The sequence below is a fragment of the Pseudomonas sediminis genome, assembly GCF_039555755.1.
Classification (GTDB): domain Bacteria; phylum Pseudomonadota; class Gammaproteobacteria; order Pseudomonadales; family Pseudomonadaceae; genus Aquipseudomonas; species Aquipseudomonas mendocina_D.
On sequence record NZ_CP154631.1, the window covers coordinates 853,011 to 877,412 of the forward strand.

The 24,402-nt window shown below is 55.7% G+C and carries 24 protein-coding genes and 1 pseudogene; 15 read left to right on the top strand and 10 right to left on the bottom strand.

The window, feature by feature from the left end; genetic code table 11:
- Positions 1 to 40 precede the first annotated feature (40 nt).
- Together AAEQ75_RS04105 and AAEQ75_RS04110 are read left to right on the top strand one after the other, a co-directional pair.
- Positions 41 to 1,132, top strand: coding sequence for an endonuclease/exonuclease/phosphatase family protein (locus tag AAEQ75_RS04105; RefSeq protein WP_343350947.1), 1,092 nt, complete (start codon positions 41 to 43; stop codon positions 1,130 to 1,132).
- Between the two features lie 96 nt (positions 1,133 to 1,228).
- Positions 1,229 to 1,963 (top strand): substrate-binding periplasmic protein, encoded by a 735-nt coding sequence (locus AAEQ75_RS04110; RefSeq protein ID WP_106733522.1) that lies wholly within the window; start codon positions 1,229 to 1,231, stop codon positions 1,961 to 1,963.
- A 4-nt stretch (positions 1,964 to 1,967) separates the two neighbouring features.
- Here AAEQ75_RS04110 and AAEQ75_RS04115 read toward each other — a convergent pair whose 3' ends face one another.
- Positions 1,968 to 2,774 carry a TlpA disulfide reductase family protein gene (locus AAEQ75_RS04115; RefSeq protein ID WP_343350948.1) on the bottom strand — a complete coding sequence of 269 codons (807 nt, stop codon included), beginning with the start codon at positions 2,772 to 2,774 and terminating at the stop codon, positions 1,968 to 1,970.
- 7 nt (positions 2,775 to 2,781) lie between these two features.
- Positions 2,782 to 4,935: pseudogene (gene hrpB, locus AAEQ75_RS04120) on the bottom strand (ATP-dependent helicase HrpB); the annotation flags it as partial.
- A gap of 88 nt (positions 4,936 to 5,023) precedes the next feature.
- On the opposite strand from hrpB, the gene AAEQ75_RS04125 reads away from it, so the two are divergent.
- The 4 genes from AAEQ75_RS04125 to AAEQ75_RS04140 are packed head-to-tail and all read left to right on the top strand — an operon-like array spanning position 5,024 to position 11,374.
- Positions 5,024 to 7,297: a hypothetical protein gene (locus tag AAEQ75_RS04125; RefSeq protein WP_343350949.1), complete on the top strand. Its 2,274-nt coding sequence runs from the start codon at positions 5,024 to 5,026 to the stop codon at positions 7,295 to 7,297.
- The gene (locus tag AAEQ75_RS04130) at positions 7,284 to 9,380 is read left to right on the top strand and encodes a hypothetical protein (RefSeq protein ID WP_343350950.1); all 2,097 of its coding nucleotides are present in this window, start codon (positions 7,284 to 7,286) and stop codon (positions 9,378 to 9,380) included. Before AAEQ75_RS04125 ends, AAEQ75_RS04130 begins: the two co-directional genes overlap by 14 nt.
- The gene (locus tag AAEQ75_RS04135) at positions 9,367 to 9,975 is read left to right on the top strand and encodes a hypothetical protein (protein ID WP_343350951.1); all 609 of its coding nucleotides are present in this window, start codon (positions 9,367 to 9,369) and stop codon (positions 9,973 to 9,975) included. Before AAEQ75_RS04130 ends, AAEQ75_RS04135 begins: the two co-directional genes overlap by 14 nt.
- Positions 9,968 to 11,374 (top strand): tyrosine-type recombinase/integrase, encoded by a 1,407-nt coding sequence (locus AAEQ75_RS04140; RefSeq protein ID WP_343350952.1) that lies wholly within the window; start codon positions 9,968 to 9,970, stop codon positions 11,372 to 11,374. The genes AAEQ75_RS04135 and AAEQ75_RS04140 overlap by 8 nt, the downstream gene beginning before the upstream one ends.
- An 86-nt stretch (positions 11,375 to 11,460) precedes the next feature.
- On the opposite strand, the gene AAEQ75_RS04145 is transcribed toward AAEQ75_RS04140, so the two are convergent.
- Positions 11,461 to 12,105 (bottom strand): DUF6988 family protein, encoded by a 645-nt coding sequence (locus tag AAEQ75_RS04145; protein WP_343350953.1) that lies wholly within the window; start codon positions 12,103 to 12,105, stop codon positions 11,461 to 11,463.
- A 131-nt stretch (positions 12,106 to 12,236) separates the two neighbouring features.
- Entirely contained in the window at positions 12,237 to 12,695 is a 459-nt protein-coding gene (locus tag AAEQ75_RS21900; RefSeq protein ID WP_430523444.1) for a helix-turn-helix domain-containing protein, read from the bottom strand.
- 283 nt (positions 12,696 to 12,978) lie between these two features.
- Between AAEQ75_RS21900 and AAEQ75_RS04150 the strand changes: the two genes are divergently transcribed.
- Positions 12,979 to 13,425 carry a hypothetical protein gene (locus tag AAEQ75_RS04150; RefSeq protein ID WP_343350954.1) on the top strand — a complete coding sequence of 149 codons (447 nt, stop codon included), beginning with the start codon at positions 12,979 to 12,981 and terminating at the stop codon, positions 13,423 to 13,425.
- A gap of 302 nt (positions 13,426 to 13,727) precedes the next feature.
- On the opposite strand, the gene istB is transcribed toward AAEQ75_RS04150, so the two are convergent.
- The 3 genes from istB to AAEQ75_RS04165 form a co-directional block, all read right to left on the bottom strand.
- A complete protein-coding gene (gene istB, locus AAEQ75_RS04155) occupies positions 13,728 to 14,531 on the bottom strand; it encodes an IS21-like element ISPst3 family helper ATPase IstB (protein ID WP_013983804.1) in 804 nt (267 codons plus the stop codon).
- Positions 14,524 to 16,023 carry an IS21-like element ISPst3 family transposase gene (gene istA / locus AAEQ75_RS04160; protein ID WP_153605164.1) on the bottom strand — a complete coding sequence of 500 codons (1,500 nt, stop codon included), beginning with the start codon at positions 16,021 to 16,023 and terminating at the stop codon, positions 14,524 to 14,526. Before istA ends, istB begins: the two co-directional genes overlap by 8 nt.
- A 125-nt stretch (positions 16,024 to 16,148) precedes the next feature.
- Entirely contained in the window at positions 16,149 to 16,385 is a 237-nt protein-coding gene (locus AAEQ75_RS04165) for a hypothetical protein (protein ID WP_343350955.1), read from the bottom strand.
- A gap of 51 nt (positions 16,386 to 16,436) precedes the next feature.
- Here AAEQ75_RS04165 and AAEQ75_RS04170 point away from each other — a divergent pair, with 51 nt between their 5' ends.
- From AAEQ75_RS04170 to AAEQ75_RS04200, 8 genes are all read left to right on the top strand, one after another.
- Positions 16,437 to 16,820 carry a helix-turn-helix domain-containing protein gene (locus tag AAEQ75_RS04170; protein ID WP_343350956.1) on the top strand — a complete coding sequence of 128 codons (384 nt, stop codon included), beginning with the start codon at positions 16,437 to 16,439 and terminating at the stop codon, positions 16,818 to 16,820.
- 241 nt (positions 16,821 to 17,061) lie between these two features.
- Positions 17,062 to 17,172: a hypothetical protein gene (locus AAEQ75_RS21905; RefSeq protein ID WP_430523454.1), complete on the top strand. Its 111-nt coding sequence runs from the start codon at positions 17,062 to 17,064 to the stop codon at positions 17,170 to 17,172.
- Positions 17,173 to 17,319: 147 nt separating this feature from the next.
- Positions 17,320 to 18,120, top strand: a complete 801-nt coding sequence (locus AAEQ75_RS04175; protein ID WP_343350957.1) for an inositol monophosphatase family protein — start codon at positions 17,320 to 17,322, stop codon at positions 18,118 to 18,120.
- Positions 18,121 to 18,364: 244 nt separating this feature from the next.
- On the top strand, positions 18,365 to 19,612 hold the full coding sequence (locus AAEQ75_RS04180; RefSeq protein WP_343350958.1) for a hypothetical protein: 1,248 nt from the start codon (positions 18,365 to 18,367) through the stop codon (positions 19,610 to 19,612).
- Positions 19,613 to 19,764: 152 nt separating this feature from the next.
- On the top strand, positions 19,765 to 20,121 hold the full coding sequence (locus AAEQ75_RS04185) for a histone-like nucleoid-structuring protein, MvaT/MvaU family (RefSeq protein WP_343350959.1): 357 nt from the start codon (positions 19,765 to 19,767) through the stop codon (positions 20,119 to 20,121).
- A 57-nt stretch (positions 20,122 to 20,178) separates the two neighbouring features.
- The gene (locus AAEQ75_RS04190) at positions 20,179 to 20,538 is read left to right on the top strand and encodes a hypothetical protein (RefSeq protein ID WP_343350960.1); all 360 of its coding nucleotides are present in this window, start codon (positions 20,179 to 20,181) and stop codon (positions 20,536 to 20,538) included.
- A 134-nt stretch (positions 20,539 to 20,672) separates the two neighbouring features.
- Positions 20,673 to 20,894: an AbrB/MazE/SpoVT family DNA-binding domain-containing protein gene (locus AAEQ75_RS04195; RefSeq protein ID WP_343350961.1), complete on the top strand. Its 222-nt coding sequence runs from the start codon at positions 20,673 to 20,675 to the stop codon at positions 20,892 to 20,894.
- Positions 20,895 to 20,991: 97 nt separating this feature from the next.
- Entirely contained in the window at positions 20,992 to 22,422 is a 1,431-nt protein-coding gene (locus AAEQ75_RS04200; protein WP_077566290.1) for an IS1182 family transposase, read from the top strand.
- Between the two features lie 416 nt (positions 22,423 to 22,838).
- Here the strand turns inward: AAEQ75_RS04200 and AAEQ75_RS04205 are convergent, their stop codons facing one another.
- The 3 genes from AAEQ75_RS04205 to AAEQ75_RS04215 all read right to left on the bottom strand — a co-directional run bounded on the left by AAEQ75_RS04205 (position 22,839) and on the right by AAEQ75_RS04215 (position 24,391).
- On the bottom strand, positions 22,839 to 23,336 hold the full coding sequence (locus AAEQ75_RS04205) for a hypothetical protein (protein ID WP_343350962.1): 498 nt from the start codon (positions 23,334 to 23,336) through the stop codon (positions 22,839 to 22,841).
- Between the two features lie 225 nt (positions 23,337 to 23,561).
- Positions 23,562 to 24,020, bottom strand: a complete 459-nt coding sequence (locus AAEQ75_RS04210) for a hypothetical protein (RefSeq protein WP_041755877.1) — start codon at positions 24,018 to 24,020, stop codon at positions 23,562 to 23,564.
- 8 nt (positions 24,021 to 24,028) lie between these two features.
- On the bottom strand, positions 24,029 to 24,391 hold the full coding sequence (locus AAEQ75_RS04215; protein WP_011911889.1) for a DUF3703 domain-containing protein: 363 nt from the start codon (positions 24,389 to 24,391) through the stop codon (positions 24,029 to 24,031).
- Positions 24,392 to 24,402: the final 11 nt, after the last annotated feature.

Here is a 24,402-nt window from a genome sequence, read left to right on the forward strand (position 1 = left end):
GGTATTCTCGCCTCCTTCCAGCATAGTCGCCCGTTTCATCATGTCTCTGCATCGTCCGCTCCGCCTGCTCCTGCTCATCGCGCTGCCCTCGCTCGCCGTGCTGCTCGCGTTGGTCTACGCCCTGACCTGGCGCCCGCAACCCCATGAAGAGGCGGCCGTGTCGTGTAGCGGCCAGGTCGCACAACTGCAACCTGGCCAAGCGCTCAAGGTGATGACCTGGAACGTGCAATACCTGGCCGGCAAACGCTACGTGTTCTGGTACGACCTGCCCAGCGGCGATGGCCCGGACGAACGCCCGAGCAGCGAAGACCTGGCCCTGACGCTGGATGAAGTGGTGCGCATCCTGCGCGACGAAAAGCCGGACGTGGTGCTGCTGCAGGAGCTGCATGACAACGCCAGGGCCAGCGACTACCAGGACCAGTTGGCCCTGCTGCAGGCGCGCCTGGGCGATCTCTACCCCTGCAGTACTCAGGCGTTCTACTGGAAGGCCGGCTTCGTCCCGCACCCGCACATCCTGGGCAGCGTTGGCATGAAGCTCGGCACCCTCAGCCGCTTCCAGATCGCCCGCGCCGAGCGCCTGCAATTGCCCATGCTCGAAACGGATCTGCTGAGCCGTCAGTTTCAACTCAAGCGCGCGCTGCTGGTCAGCTACCTGCCGATTCGTGGTGGTGAAGAGTTGGTAGCGATCAACACCCATTTCGATGCCTTCGCTCAGGGCGCGGACACCATGCAGCGCCAGGTAGAGATGACCGACGGTCTGCTCCAGCAATTGCAAAACAGCGACAAAACCTGGGTGCTGGGCGGCGATCTCAACCTGCTGCCACCCGGTCAGTTTCAGCATCTTCCGGAGGATCAACGTAGCTGGTACGCCGCCGACAGCGAACTGCAAGACCTGGCCCGTCGCTACCCGATGATCCCCAGTCTGCAGCAGGCCAGTGGTGACGACCAGGCCAGGTGGTACACCCATTACCCCAATGATCCGGCCGCCAGCGGCCCGGACCGCACCCTCGATTACCTGTTCTACAGCCCACGCCTGACCCCACTCGCCAGCCAGGTTCGCCAACGCGATACCTTGGCCATCTCCGACCACCTGCCGGTCATAGGTCGCTTCTTTCTACCCAGCGAGGAATAACCGGGGCAGGGCTGGACAAGTCCACCGAGACTTGTCCATGCTCGGCGAGCGCCACTCGATAACAACGAAAAGACGGCGAAGAGCCGCGATACCCGGATGCCAAGACGCTTCTGCCTTATATTCATCGCCCTGCTTTGGTTACACGCCGCCCATGCTGCCGAAACCAGGCAACGCGTTCACGTCGGTTACTACGAGTTTCCACCCTATTCCTATACCGACGCACAAGGACAGCCCAGTGGCTCGGGCCTGGAGCTGACCGCCCGCCTGCTCGACGAGGCGGGATACCAGGCGGACTTTCGCTCCTACCCCGGCGCCCGCCTCTACGGTGGCCTGCTCGACGGCAGCATCCAGCTCTGGGCCGGCGCATCCGGCAAGCCCGAGCTGGCCGGCCACACTCTGGAGAGCCGACACCTGCTGGGGGAAATCACCCTCAACCTGTACTTTCGCCTCGACACGCCGGCGCCCATCATTCCGGACGAGCTACAGGGCCGTGGGGTGATCATGATCACTGGCTACAGCTACTGGCAGGACGTCAATCAATGGCTGGAAGATCCGGCGCGCAACATCATCCATCACCGCACCCGCAGCCATACCTCGGCTCTGGAAATGCTCCAGCGGCGGCGCGCCGATTACCTGCTGGACTACCGCGCCCCCGTCGAGCAGGCGATGCGCACGCTGGGCATGGACGAATTACCCTTCGTCGAAGTGCAACGCCTGCCGCTGAGGCTGATCTACTCTCGACATGCACCAGGTGCCGAGCGCCTGCGCGACGACCTGGACAAGGTTTACCAGCGCTTGCAGGAGTCAGGCGAGAACCTGTGGCTGTACTGACCCTTCAATCGCCTCGCAGCCTGGCCAGCGCTCGTTCGAGACTCGCGTGCGACAGCTCGCCGAGATGGCTGCCAATCTGCCGCCCCTCGGCGTCGTAGAACAGCGTGGTGGGCAGTGCACGCGAGCCCACCAGTAGCCCCAGCTTGACCTGTTCGTCGAGCAGCAAATTGCCCAGGCTAAGTTGCTGCGCAGCGATGAACTCGCTCACCAGCGCAGCGCTTTCTCCCTGATTGACGAAAAGAAAGGTGATTGCCGCCTCACGCTGCTGCGCCTGCATCAACACCGGCATCTCACGCCGACACGGTGGGCACCAGGTAGCCCATAGATTGACCACCAACGGCTGACCCGCGTAGTCGCGCAGATTCACAGGATTACCCTGCATATCCCGCCCCTGCAGATCGGGCAGCCGCGTACCCTGCTCCAGCGCCTGCAGCACCAGGCTGCCGCCCAGCCATAGTGCCAGGCCAACACTCATCGCCACCCCCAACGGTCGCCGCAGTTGTGCCCGATGCCAGAGATACCAGGCGCCCAGCATCAGCCCGGCGAGCACACCCGGCCAGGCGATGAAGCCTCCATCACGGATGTCTACCACGCGCCACGGCTCATCGCGGTAGTAACCGGCATACATCAGCACGAAGGTCAGGCGCGCCACCAACAACCCCAGCATCAGCATGCGAAACAACTGACTTTCCGGGTTGCAGCCGTGGCGACGACCGATCAACCAGCCAACTAGTGTGGCCAGCAGCAGACTGCCCAACAGCAGCACATGGGATACACCAAGGGCCAAAGGCCCGATGTTCAGCGTCAGCATCGGCTTCTCATTTTCTTGGCTTGGCCCGCGCAGTGGGCTCGGCAATCAAGGGATCGTCCGGCCAGTAGTGACCCGGATACCGACCTTTCAAATCCTTCTTCACATCAATGTAGGTATTGGCCCAGAAGCTGGCCAGGTCCTGGGTCACCTGCACTGGTCTACGCGCCGGCGACAGCAGATGCAGCTTGAGGCCCAAGCGACCACCGGCGATACGCGGCGTCGCGGCCAGGCCGAACAGCTCCTGCAGGCGCACGGCGAGCACCGGCGGATTTTCCGTGTAGTCGATGGCGATGCGCGAGCCGGACGGCACGCTCAGCGCGCGCGGTGCCAGTTCGTCGAGGCGTTGCGGCAACGGCCAGGGCAACAGCGCCTGCAGGATCGAAGGCAGATCGAGGCCTGCGAAATGGCTGAGGCGATTGACCTTGCTCAAGAATGGCGCCAACCACTGATCGAGGCTGGCCAGCAGCGCGGCATCCGACAAGTCCGGCCATTCGCTTTGCCCCTGCTGCTGAATGTCCAGTTCACGCAACAGCGCCACGCGCGCCTGCCACTGGCGCAACTCGGGCGTCCAGGGCAGTAACTCCAGCCCCTTGCGCCGCACCAGGCCGACCAATGCCCGGCCGCGCGCGGCCTCATCCAGCGCCGCCAGCGCCTGGCGTTCCAGCACCAGTTCGCCGACCTTGCGCTGGCGCTCGGCGCGCAGCACGCCCTCGCGCTCATCCCAGTCGAGCACCTCCAGCGTCTGCACCTGCTCGGCCAACTCCCCGACGAACAGCGCCGGGTCGAGATCGGCAGCCAGGTAGATGCGTTCCTCGCGCTGGCCCTGACGACTGCCCAGGTCAGCGACCACCAGCCATTCGTGCTTCATCAGCGCATCGGCCTCACCGAACTGCGCCGCACGACCATTGGCCAGGCGGTAATCGGCGCCACCGGCACGGCGCTGCTGGGCGATGCGATCCGGGTAGGCGAAAGCCAGCAGGCAGCCGAGCCAGCGTAGGTGCTCGGGGTCACTCACCGCCTGAGTCACCGGGCGATTCTTGATCATTCCGTGAAACTGTTTCGCCAGTTGCCGCGCGCGCTGCACACCACCCTGGGCACTGCGCGCGGTGCGACTTTCACCAGATAGCAGGGTTAAGCGGCTGTGCAGATCAGCGCCACCGCCGCGCAGGATATCGCGCTCGGACAACAACGCCGCCAGGTCGCAAGCCAGTGCACCAAGGCCCAGCGCCTGACCGCGCAGCAGCAGATGGGCAATGCGCGGATGGCTGGGCAGCTCGGCCATGGCCTGGCCATGGGCGTTCAGCGCGCCGCGCTCATCCAGTGCACCGAGGCGACCGAGCAGATCCAGCGCCTGGGCGTAGGCGGCGGGCGGTGGTACGTCGAGCCAACTCAGCTCCTGCGGCGTCACGCCCCAGCGCAGCAGTTGCAGGGCCAGACCGGCCAGATCGGCCTGGAGGATTTCCGCACTGGAATAGGCGCTGAGCTGCTCGTGCTGCGCCTGTGACCACAGCCGATAGCAAGCGCCCGGCTCAAGACGCCCGGCGCGACCGGCGCGCTGAGTAGCGGAGGCTCGGGAGATGCGCTGGGTATCAAGGCGCGTCATGCCGCTGGCCGGGTCGAAGCGCGGCACCCGTGCCAGGCCGGCATCCACTACCACGCGCACGCCGTCGATGGTCAGGCTGGTCTCGGCGATGTTCGTCGCCAACACCACCTTGCGCTTGCCTGCCGGGGCTGGCTCGATGGCGGCGCGCTGGGCGGACAGTTCCAGCTCACCATGCAGTGGGCAAAGCAGGATATCGTCGCGACCGTTCAGCGCCTCACCCAGTTGCTCGGCCATGCGGCGAATCTCGGCCTGGCCCGGCAGGAACACCAGCAGGCTGCCCGGCTCGTCGGCCAGTGCCTGCTGCACCGTCTGCAGCACACGAGGCTCGATCCACTCGCCGGGCTGAAATGGCGCGCTCCAGTGGATATCCACCGGGAACATGCGGCCCTCACTGCGCAGCACCGGCGCATCACCCAGCAACGCCGACAGGCGCTCGCCTTCAAGGGTGGCGGACATCAACAGCACCTTGAGCGGCGCCTCGCCACTGTCCGCCTCGCGGAACATGGCGCGGCCGTTGAGCGTCAACGCCAAGGCCAGATCGGCATCGAGACTTCTTTCGGAGAGTTTGCTGATTTGTCATCTTGTCATTTTCTGATCATTGACCTAGGCTGGGGGGCAAAATGATCGTTAAAAGGCCTGTATAACCGTGACAATCATCAAGAGTAGAGCGTACATATCCCACTATCCGCTGCAGGCCATTGATGACGAGCTCGCACTCAAGCTGCTGATGGCACCAAACGCCAACCAAGCCCAAACAAAGGGTGCTCTCCAGCTTTTTGACTGCCATTGCCACTGCCTAGGCGAGCGGCTGTCTCTCCAAAACCTAGATACGGAAAAACTCAATTGGCTGGTTTCGAGTTTCTTTGGGAGCCTGCATACAGGTGACCTGGCTGCTCTGAAACCTGAGGTAATTCGGGGGCGGTCAATTGCTTTAGCTCATATGGTTTCAGGCCTTGTGGATGCAGTTCCCGGCCTGCAAGCAATAACGCATGATCGTCATAGTCAATCTCACTACGACCAAGTGTGGCGCGATAGCAAACATAAGCTTGACCTAGAAGCCGTCGAATTCTGGAGTGGATGGAAGGTTAAGGCCAAAAATGGAAAACCTGTCTATTTAAAGCTTGTCGAGATGTACTACTCACACGGGCCCGAATTCACAAGAGCCTTCCATGAGGCAGTTAGGCGCGACTGTTTAAAGCGCGCAAAAATCGATAGCAGAGCTTTCAACTTTCTCGCCACCTTCATAAGTTCGCAAAGCTTTCGCTTTCCTCCATCAGCCTTCCAATCACATGAAATGATGGAGGAGTTTTTTGAAGCCTTTTTCTGGCATTACCAGGAAAAAGCCTGGGAAATTAATGAAGATGCAGACCTTAACGCACGCACCTTCAGGAACGTACGAAATATGATTATCAGGTGTTTTCTAAAGACAGGCATATGGCGCGCGGATGAAGACACAATAGTCATGCCTAAAGGAGGAATCAAGCCAGGCGCCGCTTTAAACATTAGGAAGAACAAGCACGGCATTGAGATCAAAGATAAACTTTTAACTGAAGTCCCGCTTCACGTGACCGATATTGAAGCAATTGAGCTTCTATACGGAGAAATCCTCAATGATCTTTCCTGCGTCAAAAAATGGGGATTAGCAGAGGCGATGGCCATTCGAAAAGCGCAGAAAAATCGAGTCAGAGAGGCTCGGACTGGAAAGCTTCTCGAACAGGTTGCTCGCAACCCCAAAAATCGGCTCGACTTCGAAAAACTTGGTTTCGCAAATATTTGCCGTACCTTTGAAGAAGAAGGTATGTACATAACAAATGATGCACGCCGCCGCTTCGGCTTAAAGCTTCCAGCTCTCGCACTGAAGCTGGGCTTACCTACAACCTACAGCCTAATCCCCTTCCAACTCTTACTAACCTTATATCACCCGGAAATCACCGCTGCATTCTTGACTAACCTGGCGATCTGGGACGGAACCCGTAGAGTTTCATTCTTGAAAACCGATAATGGTTATGAGCTTATTGGATTTAAAGATCGACGCGGAAGCAAAACCTCCGAACAAAAAATATTGCTCCACCCAAGGGCAGCAGCACTCATTCGCATGGTTGAAGAAATTACAGAGCCACTTCGCCAACCTCTAAAACAACAAGGCGATTCAAATTGGCAAAAGCTATTCCTGACATGCGGAAACAGCTTCAACTATCCTAGAATTGCAGACACGAACCTTCTGAATCAGACCAGTGTAGAAAAAAGCACATCCACTCGAGAATCGTTCATCGCGCGATTGTCTCCTTATACATCCAAAAGGGGCGATGACTTAATCGACTTCATAAAGAAGCTATCGATTAGCAGGGTTCGCGCGCAGTCAGCAGTCGCGGATTATATTCAAAACCATAGCCTGCCCAGACTTGCCAGAAAGCTTGGTCACGCATTCATGAATCGCGACTTGCTGGATTCCTATTTGCCAAGCGCCATTTACGACTTTTTCGCGACCCGGTATGTACGTATCTTCCAGAAGGGAATTATCTGCGAAGCCTTGAAGGACAGCGAGTACCTTCTCCGCGCATCCAAATTTGACGACTTCGAACAGCTGCATCAATTCTTGACCCGCTTTACGCTCAAAGAAGTTCCGGAGAACCTCAAAACAAGAGAAGAAAATCTTCTGACTAATGGCGAGGTTGCAGAGATAGGCGTCTCTGTATCCGCAGAAAGCATGACTGCGCTTATGTCCATCAGGATGGCCATAAACAACAGTAAGACACCACACGCAGTTCGAGGGCTCGCGAGGTACTGGGCTGCTGTCTGCGATACAGTCGAGAAATACATTCTCCAGAGTCGGGACAAACTACTGCACGCGCACCTCGAAACCGCCACGAGGGAATGTAACCCTGGCGACTATGAGAGAATGGTACATGCAGTATCCTGAACACCTCGCCCAGTTTGCCAGCTTGTTCAAAAAGCGCGATATAACAGACTTCATGTCCGCTCCTTGGCTTGTCTCAAGTTTCATGGAGCCGGTATGGAAGTACAGCTTTGGGTTCAAGAAAGCCCAAGACTTGGACTGGCGCGTTCATCTTTACGATGGCTCCTTACTAACTGATCCGCAGCACATCAAACTGCTCAACTCGTTACAATGCTGGCTGATCGCGTCAACTCAAAGCGTAGCCGGGCCTGGTTTTACAAATAGCTGGAACTCCCAAGCAGCATCTTTTCGACGCACACTCACCATCATCGACCATATCCTCCAGATAGCTGAAGCCCTAGAGTTGATTGAGTATGGTCTGAGCGCACTTACCTATGACGTGATGTGTGACATTCTCGAGCAAATCGGCACTAGCAGCACCGTGGCGGTGAGCACCTACAACTGGGACAAGCGCCTCAAGGATTACTGCATGTCTCTTCTTCAGGAAACCAATCCTGCAGATATTGATGGGTGCTTGGAGGAGACACCCTCGATTTCTGACATCACTCCGCTTCAACTCGAAGAGAACAGACTTGAAATCCCCCTTACACTAATTCCCCGCGTACGTGCTGCTTTGTATATAAACAAAATGTACCATACCGTCCCGGATGGCGGACTTAACATCAATTCAGTACGGATCAGCGGTCATTTATACAAAGACACCTTGGCGGGAAAAACACGGCTCAAGCCCCGCCACAGAATACTAGGATTTATTAAGCGCAGGGATCGTTTCATTCGCGAGTTCGACGGAACGCCGGTCACTACTGGCAACCCAGACCGAATGACTAAACGGGATTTGACCTTGTACCGCACCGCCTTCACCTTTCTGCAGAAGATCTCCGCGCTAGACCTCAAACTCCCTAGCAAATCAGATCTAACTAAATTTGCCACCTACAAAGTAAAGGGGCCAAGAACGGGACGTTTCAAAAACGTACCTACACCAATCGTTTTCAAGGCAATTAAGGACGCAACTGAGTTCTACTTCGAATATGGCCCGCAGCTTCTCAGGAGCTATATAAACATCGCTAATTATTCCGTGAAGCACGATATCAATATCACAAGCATCCCGGACAAAACCATAATCTCGCTACTAGAATCTTCCATCGCCAAGCTTGGCGTGCAGTACCTAGGTATTTCAGCTCGCTCTGTTGGTAGGGAACATGGAAGCGAACGAAAGGAGACGAAGGAGGCGTACTTTACCAAGTTGCGGCGGAACGCAGGGTTACTGGAGCTAATCGCGGTTTACTTCGCATCTATTGAACTGGTGGTCGGATCAACGATGGCGAAGCGCGGTTGCGAGCTGCGAGGCCTCGACCCTACCAATTGCCTTAGCGAAGATAAACGCTGGCTGATCGCCCCCATCGCCAAGTCCAGTCGCGGGCAGAAAGGACGTAGGGGACGAAACTCTCGCCCCATAGATCCGCTTGCGGCTGAGATGGTTCAGACCTTGATTGACTTCCAGCAAGAGCTGATCGACATCGGCTTCATCGATAAGCACCTTCCCCTGTTTTCCTCCCCGGGCATCATCGGCACGAGCAATTTGATTCCTTGCGACGTTTACCTCTACTACAAGAACATTGACCTCTTTTGTGATTACTTCGAGGTCGATCGTGACAGTCTTGGGCGCCGCTACTACATCCGTCAACATCAGCTGAGGCGGTTCTTTGCCCTAGTTTTCCTTCATTGTGGATACGGAGCAGACACAGGCATTCTGCAGTGGATGTTCGGACACACTGATCCAGCACACATCTGGAACTACATAACCGAGGAACTGCCTGGGAAAGAGCTTCAGAACACCCTGTCGCAAGCTCTCAGCGAGCGTATGGCCTCTGGTGGCGCCACACACTATGCTGACGTGATTGATCTGATTGAGAGTCAGTTCGGCACACGTAACGTGTCCGTGATGGATGCTGAAGCGCTCGCCGGGTACTTTGACTTCCTCGTGGAAGCCGGCCAGATGACCATAAAGCCAGTTTTTCTAGAAAGCGATGCAGGCTTACGAGTAGACATACTTGTAGTTGTGAGGAAACAAGATGAAATGGGATGAAGGCAAGACCATTCAAACCGCATCAATTGAAAGCACGAGAACTTTGCTTCTAGCAATAATTGACACCCCATCTAAGTACCTAGACGAACCCATTATAAGAGACTCACTTATTAGCCAAGGCTCTCTGGCAAAACTCGAACTGGAAATCGATCTAGAAGGAGAGCCACTACGCATCCGCCCTCTAAGCATTAATACATTTAAGAAAAGATGCGAGGAGAGAATACCGGGTGGTTTTCCCGCAATAGATCGACTTCGCAAAAGTGCTGCACTGGCGATAAATAAGGAAGAACAGAAGCCGCCCAAGAAAAACAACAGAACCAGAGAATCAATATTAGAGCAACTGGCGGAAGCGAATCTGAGCCTTGATGTACACAAACGCTCTAACTTGATACTCCTTCAAACACTATCTGATGTTCGAAGCAAGTTAGACGGCGTCGTGAGCGCACAAGATGAAGCGACTCGGAAGGTGCGCGCGGCTGAAATCTTAAAACGTATAAGTGCGATAACCAGTCTCAACCCCGAAATGTACCAGATCCCGCCCATACAGAAAGCAGCGGTCGTGTCTATCGCAGCCAAAGGCAAGAAGAATGACTAAAGAGTACCTCGTGGAGACGCTAGACCACGTTGATCTATTCCAGAGATACTCCGGCGGAAAGACGCGCAAGCACTCCTACTTCAGATTCCCATATATCAAGTGGCCAAACAAAGAGCCTTGCCACATCGCCAACCTTTACTTGTTACAACTGGCCGAAAAGCATGAGCAAATTTCTGCTGATGGACGTAGACAGGATAGTAAAGGAGGCACGATAGGTCAGTACGCCAGCTATATTAGCCAACTGATAAAACATTGCTGGCATCATAAGGTCGACCCATATCATATAAACGACAAGTTTTTTGAAGATTTCATTATTGGTCTAATTGAAGAAGTCGATCCTAGAAAACCAGACAAGCCCAAAAGAAAAGACACCACCACCATTAACATTGGTAGAGAATGCTTGAAGTTTCTGACTTGGGTCGGCGAGTTCAATGGCGACCCTGGATTCGTTTCACCAAACGGCACGATCAAAATAACCACCGAGCATGCTGTTCGCACATTCAATAACCGACGCAAAGTAATTACAACAGCGTCACACAACTCGTTCCCTTTGCCATTTCGGGAACACACACGGAGCCCGATTCCCGAACACAATATTGATAAGATGGAGGAAGCCGTTCGCAGCAGTGACAAATCCGACTTCCTGAAGGCTAGGCATATCGCGCTAATCTCTCTTCTTCAACATACGGGCGCTCGGCGGGCTGAGATCGCGTCTTTAACGACCTCGGCGTTGAGAGAGGCTCAGCTGATGAAGTATCCGATGCTGAAACTTGTAACGCTTAAGCGCGGTGACGCGTTCATCCGAGAAGTACCGGTAAATGCAATTGCTTTAAATGAGGTGAAAAAATATCTAGCGGAACGTCAAAAGCTCATCAAACTCCACCCGCACAACAAGAATGATATCCTGTTTATATCCGACAGAACAGCAAAACCGATAGCGCCCGAGACTATCACTTCAATAATTTCGGAGATTAGAGATGCTGCTGGCATTGAAGAACAAGCATGCGCGCACATGTTCCGCCACGCCTTCATAACGAACCTATTTAGATTACTTGTTGAGCGGCACAAATTCGAAAGCAGGGATGAGTTCGAGGCAGCACTAATTAGTGATAAGGAGTTCCTGCGCAAAGTCAGAGAGTGGACAGGCCATAAGAGCATCGATTCGCTAAGGGACTACCTGACCAAGGTGTTCGAGGGTGACAGGAGCATAGGTGATGCAGCTGAAAGCGTACACAAGACCAATACCCTACAGCTCTATCAGAAGAAATCAGATGCCCTTTATATCGAATTCAAGCTTAAAAAAATAACTTCAGACGAGTTCATGCACCGTAGTGATGAGTTGATGGAGTTACGAGATCTAGAACTATCCAGGTATGACGGAAAGCCTAAATCTCGGTAACGGCTATAGGTGAAGCATGCCGCCTATTTCTTAATCGCGATATTGATGAGTACAGCGCCCTTCGTGCTTAAGCCCTCTGTAATGCTTTATTTTTGAGGCGTGCTCGCCGGTTCTAGCGGCGGGAAACACGGCCCAAACTCCTCGAACAACTTCCCTATGATTTGCCGTTCTGGCGGCACTCCGGCAATTACCTGAAGCAGACTTCCTGCGAGCCCTAATAGCCCATTGGAGTGCCTCACCTGCATGCACACTAACTCCACCGGGAACCCTCGGCCATGCCGATTTACCGCGTGAATTCCACCGTGGACGTATGAGCTCAAGGGGCGCCAGGAGTATTGCTTGAATTCCTTCAACTGCCCTACCGGGACATGGGGAGCATCCCGCTCAATCTCCTCGAGCATTCTGCTGAGCATTGGGATCTTATCCGCGCGCTTAGCTGATGCTTCGGTCAGCTCCGAAATGATCAACTCAGCTTCTGCATCCGTGGCGCAGTGAAATACCCAAATTGCCCTAACGAGCGACTCGAACTGAATACGGAGCAGGGCTGCAGAGGATGTGCAGAGCCTTGCGGCTACCAGGTACTTCAGGCTTCGCGCGTGCTCAAACCCCAAGCTTGTGATCGTGAGTACAGCCCTTACTCGAACAGAGTCGACGGGCATCAGCAGTGTGAACAGTGACCCTATGCGTTCTTCAAGCTTTGCTGACTGAGAAAGAAGATTATCGAGATCCATGACGCTCCTTGTCGCCAATCGGAGAGAGCTAGCCGCTGCGGACACAGCGTATGAGCGAGCTCCCCTTCAACAGCAGCGACCTACCATTTCGATCTGGTTGACCCTATCGATCATCCAGTGGAATGGCCTATCTACTCGTACGTTTTATGCCAGAGACGCCCGACTGCAGAAGTCGAAATGCCGAGCAAAGCGGCTGTCTCACTCTGCGTTGCCCCTGCCCTTTTTTGTGCCTGAACCGCCTCCCACCTTTTATGTGTTCTGCTCGCCATAGTGGAAGCGCTTTGCTCTGGTTCAGCGGGCAGCAAAGCATTCGCAAGCCCAAGTTCCTCGAGCTCAGCAAGGGCATTCCGTAGTACCTGCCGTGCTGGTCGCCTCTCGTCGGCAGCAAACACTAACGCGAGGAAAGTCATCGGCTGGATGCCCAGTGCGTCGCTGATCTCTGCAGCTGATTCGACCGTAGCCGAGCGCTGCGCCGTTTCGAGGCGGCTCAAATACGATTGGTCGATTGTTTGTGCGGCCTCGCGCTGGGATCGCCCCAGGCCGACTCTTACTTGCTGAAGCGCAGCTGCGAAGGCTTTGCGCAATGACATACGGCTGCCTCTCAAAAAGAGACGATATGCAACGTTTGCGCTATCCCACTCAAATGCTTATAGTCATCAAAGTGGGATTCACGGAGGTGAGACCTTGGGATTTTCATCGCGCGCACTCGAAGCCTTTGCCCTTGCTTCGCGCCTTGGGAGCGCAGAAGCAGCGTAAACATTTATAGGAAATTGACAGGATCCTAACGCAGAGAACTGTCTTTCCACTAGGCCAAACCAGAACGTGCTGATGGGGCTGCTGCCCATCTCACGAGCAAGTAACTGGGGTTCCTCCATGTTCAAAACACACGAAAGCGTCGGGGTAGATTTCCTCGGTCAACACGGCGACGGGTATCGCCACTGGCGCCTGGTTGAAAGAGACCTGAATCAAGTCTGGTTCCATCTCACAGTAAGCTTTCAAGAAAGCGGGAAGACACGAGTGAAGTCCGTCTTCCCAAACGACGTTGCCATCCTCGCGCACCTGGTTTCGCAAGCGGATGAAGAGATAGATGTGCTGTGCGTGCAGGCTGTTTTGCCGCCCCACGTCACCGGCAAAAATCGGTGGGTAATGATTCCGCTAACACTGCTTGAAGTGGCACACACCAAAACCGGTGAGCCGGTAAATATCTTTCACGCCGAAGATGGCGAAACATTTTCCGACCCACCACTTCCGCCCAAGTTGCTGCTTTCACTCGACGACAGGAAGACGCTCTATTTCAAGAGCCCATTACGCCAGTCATAACTCTGACATGAGCCTTGCCTCCAGGAGTTCGCTTGTGGCCAGAAAACTACCGCCCGATCTTAGCTCTGTATGTTCGTCGATCCCTCTCTCGCAGAACGATGCCACTAGTGTTGGCGCTGATGGAAAATTGACCCACCCTGCCGATTGAAATTTGACCCAGGGCGGATTGCTGATTTTGTTACCAGCAACTGTGGATAAGTCTACCAGCGCAGCTGCTTTTGAACCCACTCCCTCGCTGTCCCAGTTCAGCTGTTGAAGACCTGCCACATGCAGCCATGCAGCAGGCCGTCGTCACCATGAAATCAGAACGACTCATCGTCCTCCGGTTCCTGGCCGCCCTTACGCTTTCGCTCCCGTGATTTGATCTTGGCCTGGGCCGCCAAGCTACTGTGTTGCAGGCGATAGGACTCGTTACCGGTTTCGACGATGTGGCAGTGGTGGGTCAGCCGATCCAGCAGGGCGGTGGTCATCTTGGCGTCGCCGAACACGCTCGACCATTCGGCGAAGCTCAGGTTGGTGGTGATCACCACGCTGGTGTGTTCGTACAGCTTGGACAGCAGGTGAAACAGCAACGCACCGCCAGCCTGGCTGAACGGCAGATAACCCAGTTCGTCGAGGATGACCAGATCCATGCGCAGCAGTGCCTGGGCGATCCGCCCGGCTTTGCCGTCGTGTTTTTCGCGCTCCAGCAGATTGACCAGATCGACCGTGGAGTAGAAGCGCACGCGCTTGCCATGCCGGGTGATGCCGGACACGGCCAGCGCGGTGGCTAGGTGGGTTTTACCGGTGCCTGGCCCACCGATCAGCACCACGTTCTGCGCGGTGTCGGTAAAGGCCAGGCTGGCCAGCTCGCTGATCAGGCGTGCGTCGGCGCTAGAGGCGTTGAAATCGAAGCTGGCCAGATCGCGGTGCATCGGCAGCTTGGCCATGTTCATCTGGTGGCTCACCGAGCGCATGGCGCGATCTGTGTGCTCTTGTTCCAGCAGGTGTTCGAGCAGCCACTTGGACGAGGCTGTGTTCGACTCACCCTGTGCAGTTAACTCCGCCCAGGCCGTGGCCATGCCGTGCAGGCGCAGCTCCTTGAGTTCCGCCATCAAATCACGCATGACCGACCTCCTCGGCCTGGCCACGCAGGCGGTCGTAGCGCGCCGTGTTAGCGACGGGGGCTTCCTTGAGCGACAAGTGGGTTTCGACGCTGGGTGGTGGTTCGGTCGCGGCCAGGCGCGCCACGACATTGAGGATGTGTTCGGCGCTCAGGCTGCCGCTTTCCAGTACCAGCTCAACAGCCACCAACACCGCATCGAGCCCGGCGACCGGTACGGCAGCCAGAACTTGCGCCATGATCCGGTCACCGCCGGCATGACGCCCCAGACCGTGCTTAAGTTGACGCAGCGGCGCCGGCAGATCAGCAAAGGGCGCGCCGTTGCGCAGCGCACCGGGCTTGCGTTCGATCAGCGGGAGGTAGTGCTGCCAGTCATAGCTGACCTGGTCGCGATCCAGCAAGCGGACATGGCTGGCGATCAGCGCGTCGTCAGCCACCACCTCGATTCGCGTCGGATACAAACGGCTGCTGACCCACTTACCCGCGTACTCACACGGCACCGAGTAGCGGTTGCGCCCGACGCTGACCAGGCAGGTGCTGGAGACCCGCGCAGGCCGCTCGACGTAACCGTCGAATGGCGCTGGCACAGGCATCAGTTCAGCGCGCTCCAACTCAAGCACTTCGGCCACACTCAGCCCGCTGTATTGAGGGTGCGTCAGCTCGTTCCAAAGCGCGCGGCAGCGCTGGCCCAGCCAGGCATTGAGTTCCTCGAAGGAGTGAAACTGACAGTCCTGGGCGTCTAGCCAGATACGCCTGCGGCTGTCTTGCACGTTCTTTTCAACGATGCCCTTTTCCCAACCAGCGGCGACGTTGCAGAAGTCCGGATCGAACAGGTAATGCGCGCACATCACCGCAAAGCGTGCATTCACCGCCCGGCCTTTGCCCTTATTGACCTTGTCGACGGCGGTCTTCATGTTGTCGTAGATGCCCCGGCGCGGCACGCCGCCCAAGGCGCCGAACGAGCGTGTATGGGCGTCAAATAACATCTCATGGCCCTGGCTCGGATACGCCACAAGCCAGAACGCACGGCTGGCACACAGCTTCAGATGTGCCACCTGCATACGCCGGTAAATGCCGCCGACCAGCAAGCCTTCCTCGCTCCAGTCAAACTGAAACGCCTCGCCAAGAGCAAAGGTCAGCGGCACAAAGGCCTGCGACGCCTTGCCCTGTCCCCCTCGCCAGGCACGGATAAACGCGGTGAGCTGGCTGTAGCCACCGTCATAACCATCGGCTTTGATTTGCGCCAACAGCGCCTTGGCACTGCGCCGCTGTTGCTTGGGGCGCAGCGAATCGGCTTTTAGCGCCTGCTCTAGCGTGGCGTGAAAAGGGCTGAGTTTGTTAAAGATCGCGCGGCGTTGGTACACCGGCTGCTTGGCCTCAGGTGCTCTGACCCACTTGCGAATCGTGTTGCGCGCCAGCCCGGTGCGCTTGGCTATCTCATGCAGCGACAGCTTGTCGCGGAAATACATCCGCCGAATTTTGCCCATCATTTCCATACTGATCACCCTGTGTTCTCCTGCTCAAAAATTGAGCAGAAGCAGTTGAACACCTGGGTCAGTTTTCAGTCGGCAGAACAGCCTCTACTGGGTCAGTTTTCGGTCAGCGGCAACATGCCACTAGCCTAGAAAGAGCTGCCCGCCATGAATTTAGTCAGCCAGTAACCGCCTATCTGACGTCCGTCTATTTCGTGGACAAGATAAGCTTGGGCATCGTTTGGGGGCATGACAGAGATGATGAAAGCGGCCGATTTGCTAATGGTCACCGAATCCATACCTCCCATGTGCTCGGCATCGAGCGCGACGGTGAGTTCCCTGTGATCCTCACGCTCAATAGTCGCTATGTGCTGATCTCGCTTCATCCCCAGTACGTTACACCTGTTTCAAGTGTCCACTGATATAGGGCCAAACTAATGGATGTTTTTGAAGCAGGTGATTACTACGAGCGGCTGATACAAGCCACCCAGGACGGCCAGCTTGTACATCTCGAAGAGGTTGTTACCTGCCTACGTGAGCACGTAACCGAGTGGTCTCAAGAAGTGTTCGCCAGAGCATGCAAAATCCCTCTTTCTACCTTGCAGGGCATCGAAAACGGCACCTCAGAACTAAGTGTTGATCAGCTCAACGCGATCTTGATGGTGTTCGGCCTGCAAATCGGAATCGCACCTTACCACCCCGGCCAGTTCACGCCCTTGCCAGAGCGAGTAAAGGCTCGACGCAATCAGGTCTTCACGTTTAAGAGCTCGCCTCAAGCAACCCGAGACATAGCGCGTGAAGAAACCGATGACAGTCAATGAGCGCGGGGGCTTCTCTGATACGGAGGGTTACCTACAGCCTGTTCTGACGACGAATCACCGTGAGAGATACTCATGAAAAATAAGTTTCCAGATAGCAGCGAAGACGAGCGTGTGATCCTCGACTTTTTGTCCAACGACACCGAGCATGACCAACAAAAGCCTCAGAACCGCTATCTGTCGCGATGCAGATGATGGAAGCGGCGATCTGATCGTAGATATTCCGACTGAGTTAACTGAGGCGATGGGATTGGAGCCTGGGGACAAGATCGAGCTTGAGCTGGTAGACACAGCTCTAGTGCTCACACCTCACCGTAATTCCCCTCCGGATTCCTGGCCGCCACCAACAAAGTAAGAGACCAGCCCGGCTAGGAGCCGGAAGAAACGAGCACGCAATGATCGAACCCAATCATCGATGCAGCATCTGCAATAACCACAGCCGCCAGCGCTCCCAACTGTCAGGCCTTCCGCCCCCCCTCCACTTCACAGAAGTGTCCACCTAATGCTCGAACCAAAGATGCTCAGCCAGGTTGTCGCCCTGGTTCTCGAAGCAGGAGCCTTAATTTGCGCAGAGCTCCAAAGAGCTGGCGGCCCAAGAGGAACAGGCGACAAAGCGGATGTCGATCTTGAAATTGAGCTGATGCTTCGACACGGTCTCGCGCAGCTTTACGGCGGCGACTTCGTCGGTGAAGAGACAGGCCGGAACCTGACCGGCCAAGCCTTTTGCTGGGTTGTTGACCCCAATGACGGCACTGCGGATTTTCTAGCAGGCAGGCAGGGTTCCGCTGTTTCGGTTGGGCTTCTTCACCGTGGAGAACCGATTCTTGGCGTGGTGTATGCGCCGGTAACTCCGAGTGGGCCAGACTGCATCGCGTGGCAAAAAGGTATGCGGGCTCTACTCCGAAACGGCCAGAGTGTTAACCCTCCTAGGCAGCCTAATGGCCTTCATAACTCAGTTGTATTTGTCAGTTCAGCAGCGAGCTCCAGGCGCGCCGAGAACGATGCTTTATGCGCTCCCGCCATCTGCGAGCCAATGCCGAGTATTGCCTACCGACTTGCTCGAGCGGCTGTGGGCGATGGCGCTGCAGGCGTATCGCTGTATCCGGTCTCGCCGCATGACGTTGTCGCCGGTCATGCGCTGCTTCTGGCTGCTGGCGGCGATCTATTCGACCAAGACGGTAAGCGCATTCGCTACACCAAGTTAGCGGGATTCTGCAGCCCTGTAGAGCAGTGCTTTGGCGGGGATAACCTGGCCTGCCTAAACCTTGTTGCCCGCCCCTGGAAAGACCTGCTGTTGAAGTAGTGTCGCTCGGGTCATCAGCTGCTGCCGAAACCAACTGAATAACTCCTGGCATCCCGATATTGATCGTCGGCGGAGAGCATGGTTTTATATTGGCAAGGCCTCATGCAGACGCCTGCCACCCGCTAGAGCGAACCCTGTAGGGACTGCATCTCTTCCTCCTCTCATACGTTGACCAGTGCATTCAGTGGCCAATGGGTATTCGCGGGTGATGCCTCTAACGGCTGCGTAGCACGCAGGATCTCGTATGAGCAGTTACTCCTCACGTCTCGAAAAACACCTCAAGAACCAGGCGAAGCTAATCCGCAAGAACTCTGTGGTATCGCATAGCGCCGCACTCGAGCAGGCAGCGATTGAATTCGGTTTCTCTGGATGGAAGCAGGCTCGGAGCCACATGGATTGGGCAGACAAACGTATCGCCCAAACCCTTGCCGATTTGCCAAACAAAACAGCAGAGCTCGTGAAGTCACTCAGCGCTCGCAAGGGGTATCCCTACTTTCATGAGCCGCTAACTGGCCAGCGCGTCGATCCAACTGACCTCATACAATGTGAAGAGGTAGCCTCCCGGATCCTGCTTGTTGGTCTGTTCGACGAGCTGCACGCGCCAGTTCACCTCTGTCGTTCGCCACAAGCCCATATGTGGTTCACCCCCACATTACCGGTGGATGCTGCGACTGCTGACCAGGACTCTCTATCTTGGAAAGTTGGCCTTTACGCTCGCTCCCTAGCTCTCTACGCAAGCGAGCCTCTCGAAGTCCCTTCGTACCTCACCAAGCCGACGGCTGATGACGTACGCCGGGCTCTGATAAGCCTGATGCGAGCCTACTACTCAATCTCAGTGAGCCTGAAAGCAAAAGAAGGCCCTGATGAAGTATTGAAGCATCCAGGCTTCCGCGAATATGTGGGCTATGCACTATCGGCTGCGCGCGAAATGAACTGGCCAACTGAGGGTATCGACTCGCTACTGGAATATGCGGGAGTAACGTTCTGGCGAGAATTCGGAAATGCCCCTAATGGGGCAAAAAGTATGCTCTGGAAAGCGCGCCCGCGAACGAAAGTTGACCCTGGAAGCGACACCTCTGCTCCAGACCGCCGGATCCCGACAGAGCACGGCAAGAGCGATGACTCCGATCAAAAGCTAGTAATGGACTCAATCGGTCTTGTTGCTGCCGACCCCAAGGACGAGCTCCTATTTGAGGGAGAACCGCTCTGGCAACGAGTAGAGATGATGGGCACCTACCGCGAGGAAAATCTTGTGGCAGTGACCCGCCCCCATTTGTACAAGAGCTGGAAGGAAGAAGAAGAAGCAATGGGCCTCCTGTTCGATCCAGAGAAGGAAGATGCAGATGACTCGGTACGTGAGCATCTTGAGGGGCTGGTCTTCTATCGATACCTGGGTAGCGCAACGACCAAAAGCAGATTTCTAGCTGATGTAAGGAAGGGCTTCTATTTCGAGCCCATGCACATCTGGTTCAAGCAAAACCTCATCGCTTAAAGGCGCCACACCAAATCCTTGGTCTAGGCCTAGTTATTTCAGCTATTTTTACAATCAGATTCATTGGAAGCTTCTTTCTATCTTGCTTTTCAAATACCCTATTTCAACTTAATAGACCTTCGCTAGACCCCATAATTACCAGGGAAACATACATGTCGATCATTGCCGAATACAAAGCGCTCGAAGCCCAAATCGCCGAGCAGCAAAAGCGCCTCGAAGCCCTGAAAGGCGACGAGAAACTCAAGCGCGAAATCGAGTTTGAAACCAAGCTGCGTGCCCTCCTGGCCGACTACAACTACTCCCTGCGTAACGTAATCGATCTGCTCGATCCGAATGCGGCCAAGAGCTCTGTGGCTCCTGTGAAAGGTGCCCGCCGTGAGCGTGCACTCAAGCGTTACAAGAACCCGAACAACGGCGAAATCGTGGAAACCAAGGGCGGCAACCACAAGGTGCTGAAAGCCTGGAAAGAGCAGTACGGTGCCGAGACCGTTGAGAGCTGGCTGCAATAATCTTTAGCTTGCTAGAAAAGGGCCGCATCAGCGGCCCTTGTTGTTTCTGGGAAAGACATGACGCGCAACGAAAGAAGAGCGATTTGGGCGGTCGCGCTATCGCTGTATGGGGCCCAATCTCTCGAACAGAAAGTTCTAGGTTTCTTAGAAGCACTGCTGCTAGGAGATTGGAGCCAAGAGCTTCCAGCCCAAGTGAGTGCTGAAGGGCTAGCACAATTAATCGGGTTCATTCTTCGCGACATCGAAAGTGGGGAGCGTCCACTGCTTTCCCAGCTTCGCAATATGAACCGCCAGCACTTTAGAGCGCTGTATCAGTTCAACGAATACCTAACGTTTTCAATACTGGCCGATCTGCCTGCTGCTGTTGTCCCGAGGCAGTTGTTGGCACTGAAGCTTGAGCTAAGTCTTGGGCTCTAACCCAATCCCGAGCGCTGCTCACCGCCGTCGCAAACCGGCCAGAACTACCGCCATAGCGTATGATCCCGGCTAGCGGCCTGACCGTGCCCCAAGATCGACCGCACCGAAGGCGATCATGACGGTGGAGAAAAGAAATGGGCCCCAAGCAAGTGACTATCGAAGACTGGGACGGCGATGGTGCTATCCGCATTCCGGATGAAGCCCTTCAGGAGCTAGGTGTCGACGTTGGCGACACTCTCTATGTGATCGAGGAGTACGTCGGCAATGTCCGGTGCCTTGTGCTCAGCAAGACACCACAGATCCCGGATCGTACCGATGAGCTGGTCGCCCACTGGAGTCGAGATGGCGACGAATAGCACCGATCACAGTAGGCAGCCTTCGGCCCAGAGTGTGTAAAAACGCACCGGTAAACCCTTGCTATGATTTCCGAGAATCTCAGCGTATGGGACGCCCATGAAACGGTTTATCCAGGGTGAACACCGAGGTCAAAGCACCTTACTTCCCGAAAGCCTCGACGACTACGTCAGCGATACCAATCCGGTTCGGGTGGTTGACGTTTTCGTCGATGAACTCGACCTAGCCACGCTAGGTTTTGATGGCGTCATTCCAGCCGAAACCGGAAGACCGGCTTACCACCCTTCGATCCTGCTGAAGATCTATATCTACGGCTATCTAAACCGCATTCAATCGAGCCGGCGTCTTGAGCGAGAAGCTCAGCGCAACGTCGAACTCATGTGGTTAACCGGGCGATTGATGCCCGATTTCAAGACCATCGCCAACTTCCGAAAAGATAACAGCAAGGCCATTCGCGGCGTCTGCCGCCAGTTCGTTTTGCTCTGCCAGCAGTTGGGGTTGTTTGGCGAAAACTTGGTTGCCATCGACGGCAGCAAATTCAAGGCAGTGAACAACCGTGACCGCAATTTCACCAGCGCCAAACTGAAGCGGCGTATGGAAGAAATCGAGGCGAGCATCAGCCGTTATTTGGCTGTGCTCGATGCGGCTGATCGACAGATTCCTAGCGCCTCCGCGCCAGACACTGCCAGCCTGGAAGATAAGATTGCCAAGCTAAAAGCGCATATGAAAGAGCTTCAAGGGATCGAAACTCAGCTCAACGATTCCCCTGATAAACAGGTTTCGCTGACCGACCCGGATGCCCGTTCGATGATGACGCGCGGCAGCGGTATCGTCGGCTACAACGTGCAGACGGCTGTCGATACGCAGCACCACCTGATCGTTGCTCACGAGGTCACCAACAGCGGTTCAGACCGCGACCAACTCAGTTCAATGGCGAAGCAGGCTCGTGAAGCCATCGGCGCAGAAACGCTGTCCGTGGTGGCTGACCGAGGCTACTTCAAGGGTGAAGAGATCCTTGCCTGTCACGACGCAAACATCACGGCCTACGTGCCTAAGCCAATGACTTCAAGCGCCAAGGCTGATGGCCGATTCAATAAAGATGCCTTCGTGTATGACCCGACGAAAAACGAATACACCTGCCCGGCGGGAGAGGCACTGATCTGGCGATTCTCCAGCGTTGAGAAAGGCATGAATATGCACTGTTACTGGAGTTCTAAGTGCCAGAGTTGTGCGCTGAAAACCCAGTGCACACCAAGCACAAATCGTCGAGTAAGGCGCTGGGAGCATGAAGCAGTGCTGGAGGAAATGCAGCGCCGGTTGAACCAAGCACCAGAGATGATGCGGGTTCGAAAACGGACTGTTGAGCATCCCTTCGGTACGCTCAAGCAATGGATGGGCGCAACGCACTTCCTGACCCGAAAGCTGAACGGGGTGAGTGCGGAGATGAGCTTGAATGTGCTCGCCTACAACTTGAAACGGGTGATGAAAATCATCGGCACCGAAGGCCTGTTGAAGGCGATGACGGCGTAAAAGCCCCAGCTTTTGCTGCTCCAAGAGGTGCCAAAGCGCTTCATAAACGCTCTGACGCGCTATTGGCGCTGATCGCGGCTATTTGCTTGGGAAACCGCCTCGCCCAGGAACACTGGGCTGAGGCACCCAAGATGCGAAAGTGTTTTTACACACTCTGGGCCAAAAGCAGCCATTAGCCAGCCAGACATGTAGGTGTCCGCTGATACAGAGTTGACGTATTCGTGCCCCCTATTGGTTGATGCGTCGACGGAGCGCACAAAAAAGTCACCATTCACAGGAGCTTTAGCGCTGAATCTTCAGGTGAGCCAAAAATTGAATCGGGGGAGCCCAACGCCCCTAGCGTGAGTTGGGCTGGCGCATGAGAGTATTCATACCGTACGGGAACAGCATGCTGCCCGTGGAATAAGTGTGAAGTCTCAGCGCTGTGGCATGCCCATATGCTGCTGATGCTGCTTCATCTGCTCAGGCGTCATCTGGGAGTAGTGGCTGCCCATTTGATCCCAGCCCATCATGTGGCCCCCACCCATCATCTTACCGTTACCCATCATGTGGCCACCGCCCATCATCTGACCGTCACCCATCATGTGACCGCCCTGCATGCCCCCTCCGCAGCACCCCATCATTCCGCCGCCACGCATTCCGTTCATCATGTGCATTCCTTGCTGCATCATGGTTTGGTGCTCTTGCATCAGTTTCTGACGCTGTGCAGGGTCGCTAGCTTTCTGAATTTGGTTCATTTGCTCCTGCATTTTCTTCAGGTTTTCTTGTGCCTTCGCCATCTCTTGATCAAATTGCTCAACGCTCATTGGCTGCTGTTGAGCCTGGCTGGTGGCACTGGAGTCCTGCTGCGCAAAGGTTAAGGCCGGAAAAAGCGCAGCCGCCAAAGCGAACGCGGCGAGTTTTGGTGCTTTCATTGCTCAGTTCCTTGCAGGTGAAAGTGGGTCGTGGGGTGAGTCACCAGTAGCCAATATAGACCTCGAAGACGGGTGTAGCCTGATGCAGGTCAAAAGTTGACCCCGTACCTGCTTCAGGTTGTATTAAAGCTGCCCCGACCACGGAGGTTGCCTGGGGGAGCGAATTTTCAGTGGCCAAGAGGTATTGCTCTCTAGGTGAGCAGCCCTGTCTGGGCATGGCGTGCTTCAGTGGCTAAAGCCTTTTGCCGCCAAAGCTGCCCAGCGGCGCTGACGGTGGGCGTAAAACAGGCGCGCAAAAAGCCACACGAACGGGGTGAGGATGCCGGCCTCGATAGTCACGCGATCTCGGTAAAGCGTTCCGCCACTCACTTCTTGAGCCGTAATGACGTGATCCCACTTGGTGATTAGCGGGCTATAGCCGTTGTCTCTGAGCATGAAGGTCTGAGCGTTTTCCGTCTGCGGGTAGGTAATCACAATCGCCTGACGGCCAATGGGCAGTACGCCGAATAGCTTCAGCTTGACCCAGTAGGTGCCCTCGCTCCAGGTATCAGGAAACTCAGCCGGAGCCAGCGGGCTGAAACTCAATAAGGGTGAAGCAACCTGACGCAGCAGGCGTGGTGTGCGCACCTGGGCGATCACCTCTGCAAGTGTGCACGGCAGCTGGGTGGCGAGATCGACTTGCATGGACACAATCACCGACTGGATGGGTTTTGCTCATCGCTCGCAAGCAAGGCCTGGAGTTCTTCAGGAACCGGCATGGGCTTGAACGCGCTGACTCTGGAGCGGCCTGTATTGCCGAGGGGCACCCAGATTTTGGAGAACAACAAGGCCGCGAAAATGCGCGGTATTTGCCCGGCCACCTCGCGATAATCGCCAATCTGCCAACCGAGCGTGAGCATCAGCCAGTGTGACCTAGCGTGCAGCAAGGGCTGGCGTTGAGTCAGGATGTGTGCGCGCTCCAGCCATTCAAAGGCATCGGTATTACGTCTCTCCTGCATGGCGTGCTCGGCCTGTTGAAAGGCTTGTTCAATTGCCAGTTGCAATGCTGCTTTCATCTTCAATCCTC

Coding starts and splice junctions, on each gene's coding strand:
- AAEQ75_RS04105 (WP_343350947.1), top strand. CDS start 41: ATGTCTCTGCATCGTCCGCTCCGCCTGCTCCTGCTCATCGCGCTGCCC.
- AAEQ75_RS04110 (WP_106733522.1), top strand. CDS start 1,229: ATGCCAAGACGCTTCTGCCTTATATTCATCGCCCTGCTTTGGTTACAC.
- AAEQ75_RS04115 (WP_343350948.1), bottom strand. CDS start 2,774: ATGCTGACGCTGAACATCGGGCCTTTGGCCCTTGGTGTATCCCATGTG.
- AAEQ75_RS04130 (WP_343350950.1), top strand. CDS start 7,284: ATGCAGTATCCTGAACACCTCGCCCAGTTTGCCAGCTTGTTCAAAAAG.
- AAEQ75_RS04135 (WP_343350951.1), top strand. CDS start 9,367: ATGAAATGGGATGAAGGCAAGACCATTCAAACCGCATCAATTGAAAGC.
- AAEQ75_RS04140 (WP_343350952.1), top strand. CDS start 9,968: ATGACTAAAGAGTACCTCGTGGAGACGCTAGACCACGTTGATCTATTC.
- AAEQ75_RS04145 (WP_343350953.1), bottom strand. CDS start 12,105: ATGGATCTCGATAATCTTCTTTCTCAGTCAGCAAAGCTTGAAGAACGC.
- AAEQ75_RS21900 (WP_430523444.1), bottom strand. CDS start 12,695: ATGTCATTGCGCAAAGCCTTCGCAGCTGCGCTTCAGCAAGTAAGAGTC.
- AAEQ75_RS04150 (WP_343350954.1), top strand. CDS start 12,979: ATGTTCAAAACACACGAAAGCGTCGGGGTAGATTTCCTCGGTCAACAC.
- istB (WP_013983804.1), bottom strand. CDS start 14,531: ATGCGTGATTTGATGGCGGAACTCAAGGAGCTGCGCCTGCACGGCATG.
- istA (WP_153605164.1), bottom strand. CDS start 16,023: ATGGAAATGATGGGCAAAATTCGGCGGATGTATTTCCGCGACAAGCTG.
- AAEQ75_RS04165 (WP_343350955.1), bottom strand. CDS start 16,385: ATGAAGCGAGATCAGCACATAGCGACTATTGAGCGTGAGGATCACAGG.
- AAEQ75_RS04170 (WP_343350956.1), top strand. CDS start 16,437: ATGGATGTTTTTGAAGCAGGTGATTACTACGAGCGGCTGATACAAGCC.
- AAEQ75_RS21905 (WP_430523454.1), top strand. CDS start 17,062: ATGGGATTGGAGCCTGGGGACAAGATCGAGCTTGAGCTGGTAGACACA.
- AAEQ75_RS04175 (WP_343350957.1), top strand. CDS start 17,320: ATGCTCGAACCAAAGATGCTCAGCCAGGTTGTCGCCCTGGTTCTCGAA.
- AAEQ75_RS04180 (WP_343350958.1), top strand. CDS start 18,365: ATGAGCAGTTACTCCTCACGTCTCGAAAAACACCTCAAGAACCAGGCG.
- AAEQ75_RS04185 (WP_343350959.1), top strand. CDS start 19,765: ATGTCGATCATTGCCGAATACAAAGCGCTCGAAGCCCAAATCGCCGAG.
- AAEQ75_RS04190 (WP_343350960.1), top strand. CDS start 20,179: ATGACGCGCAACGAAAGAAGAGCGATTTGGGCGGTCGCGCTATCGCTG.
- AAEQ75_RS04195 (WP_343350961.1), top strand. CDS start 20,673: ATGGGCCCCAAGCAAGTGACTATCGAAGACTGGGACGGCGATGGTGCT.
- AAEQ75_RS04200 (WP_077566290.1), top strand. CDS start 20,992: ATGAAACGGTTTATCCAGGGTGAACACCGAGGTCAAAGCACCTTACTT.
- AAEQ75_RS04205 (WP_343350962.1), bottom strand. CDS start 23,336: ATGAAAGCACCAAAACTCGCCGCGTTCGCTTTGGCGGCTGCGCTTTTT.
- AAEQ75_RS04210 (WP_041755877.1), bottom strand. CDS start 24,020: ATGCAAGTCGATCTCGCCACCCAGCTGCCGTGCACACTTGCAGAGGTG.
- AAEQ75_RS04215 (WP_011911889.1), bottom strand. CDS start 24,391: ATGAAAGCAGCATTGCAACTGGCAATTGAACAAGCCTTTCAACAGGCC.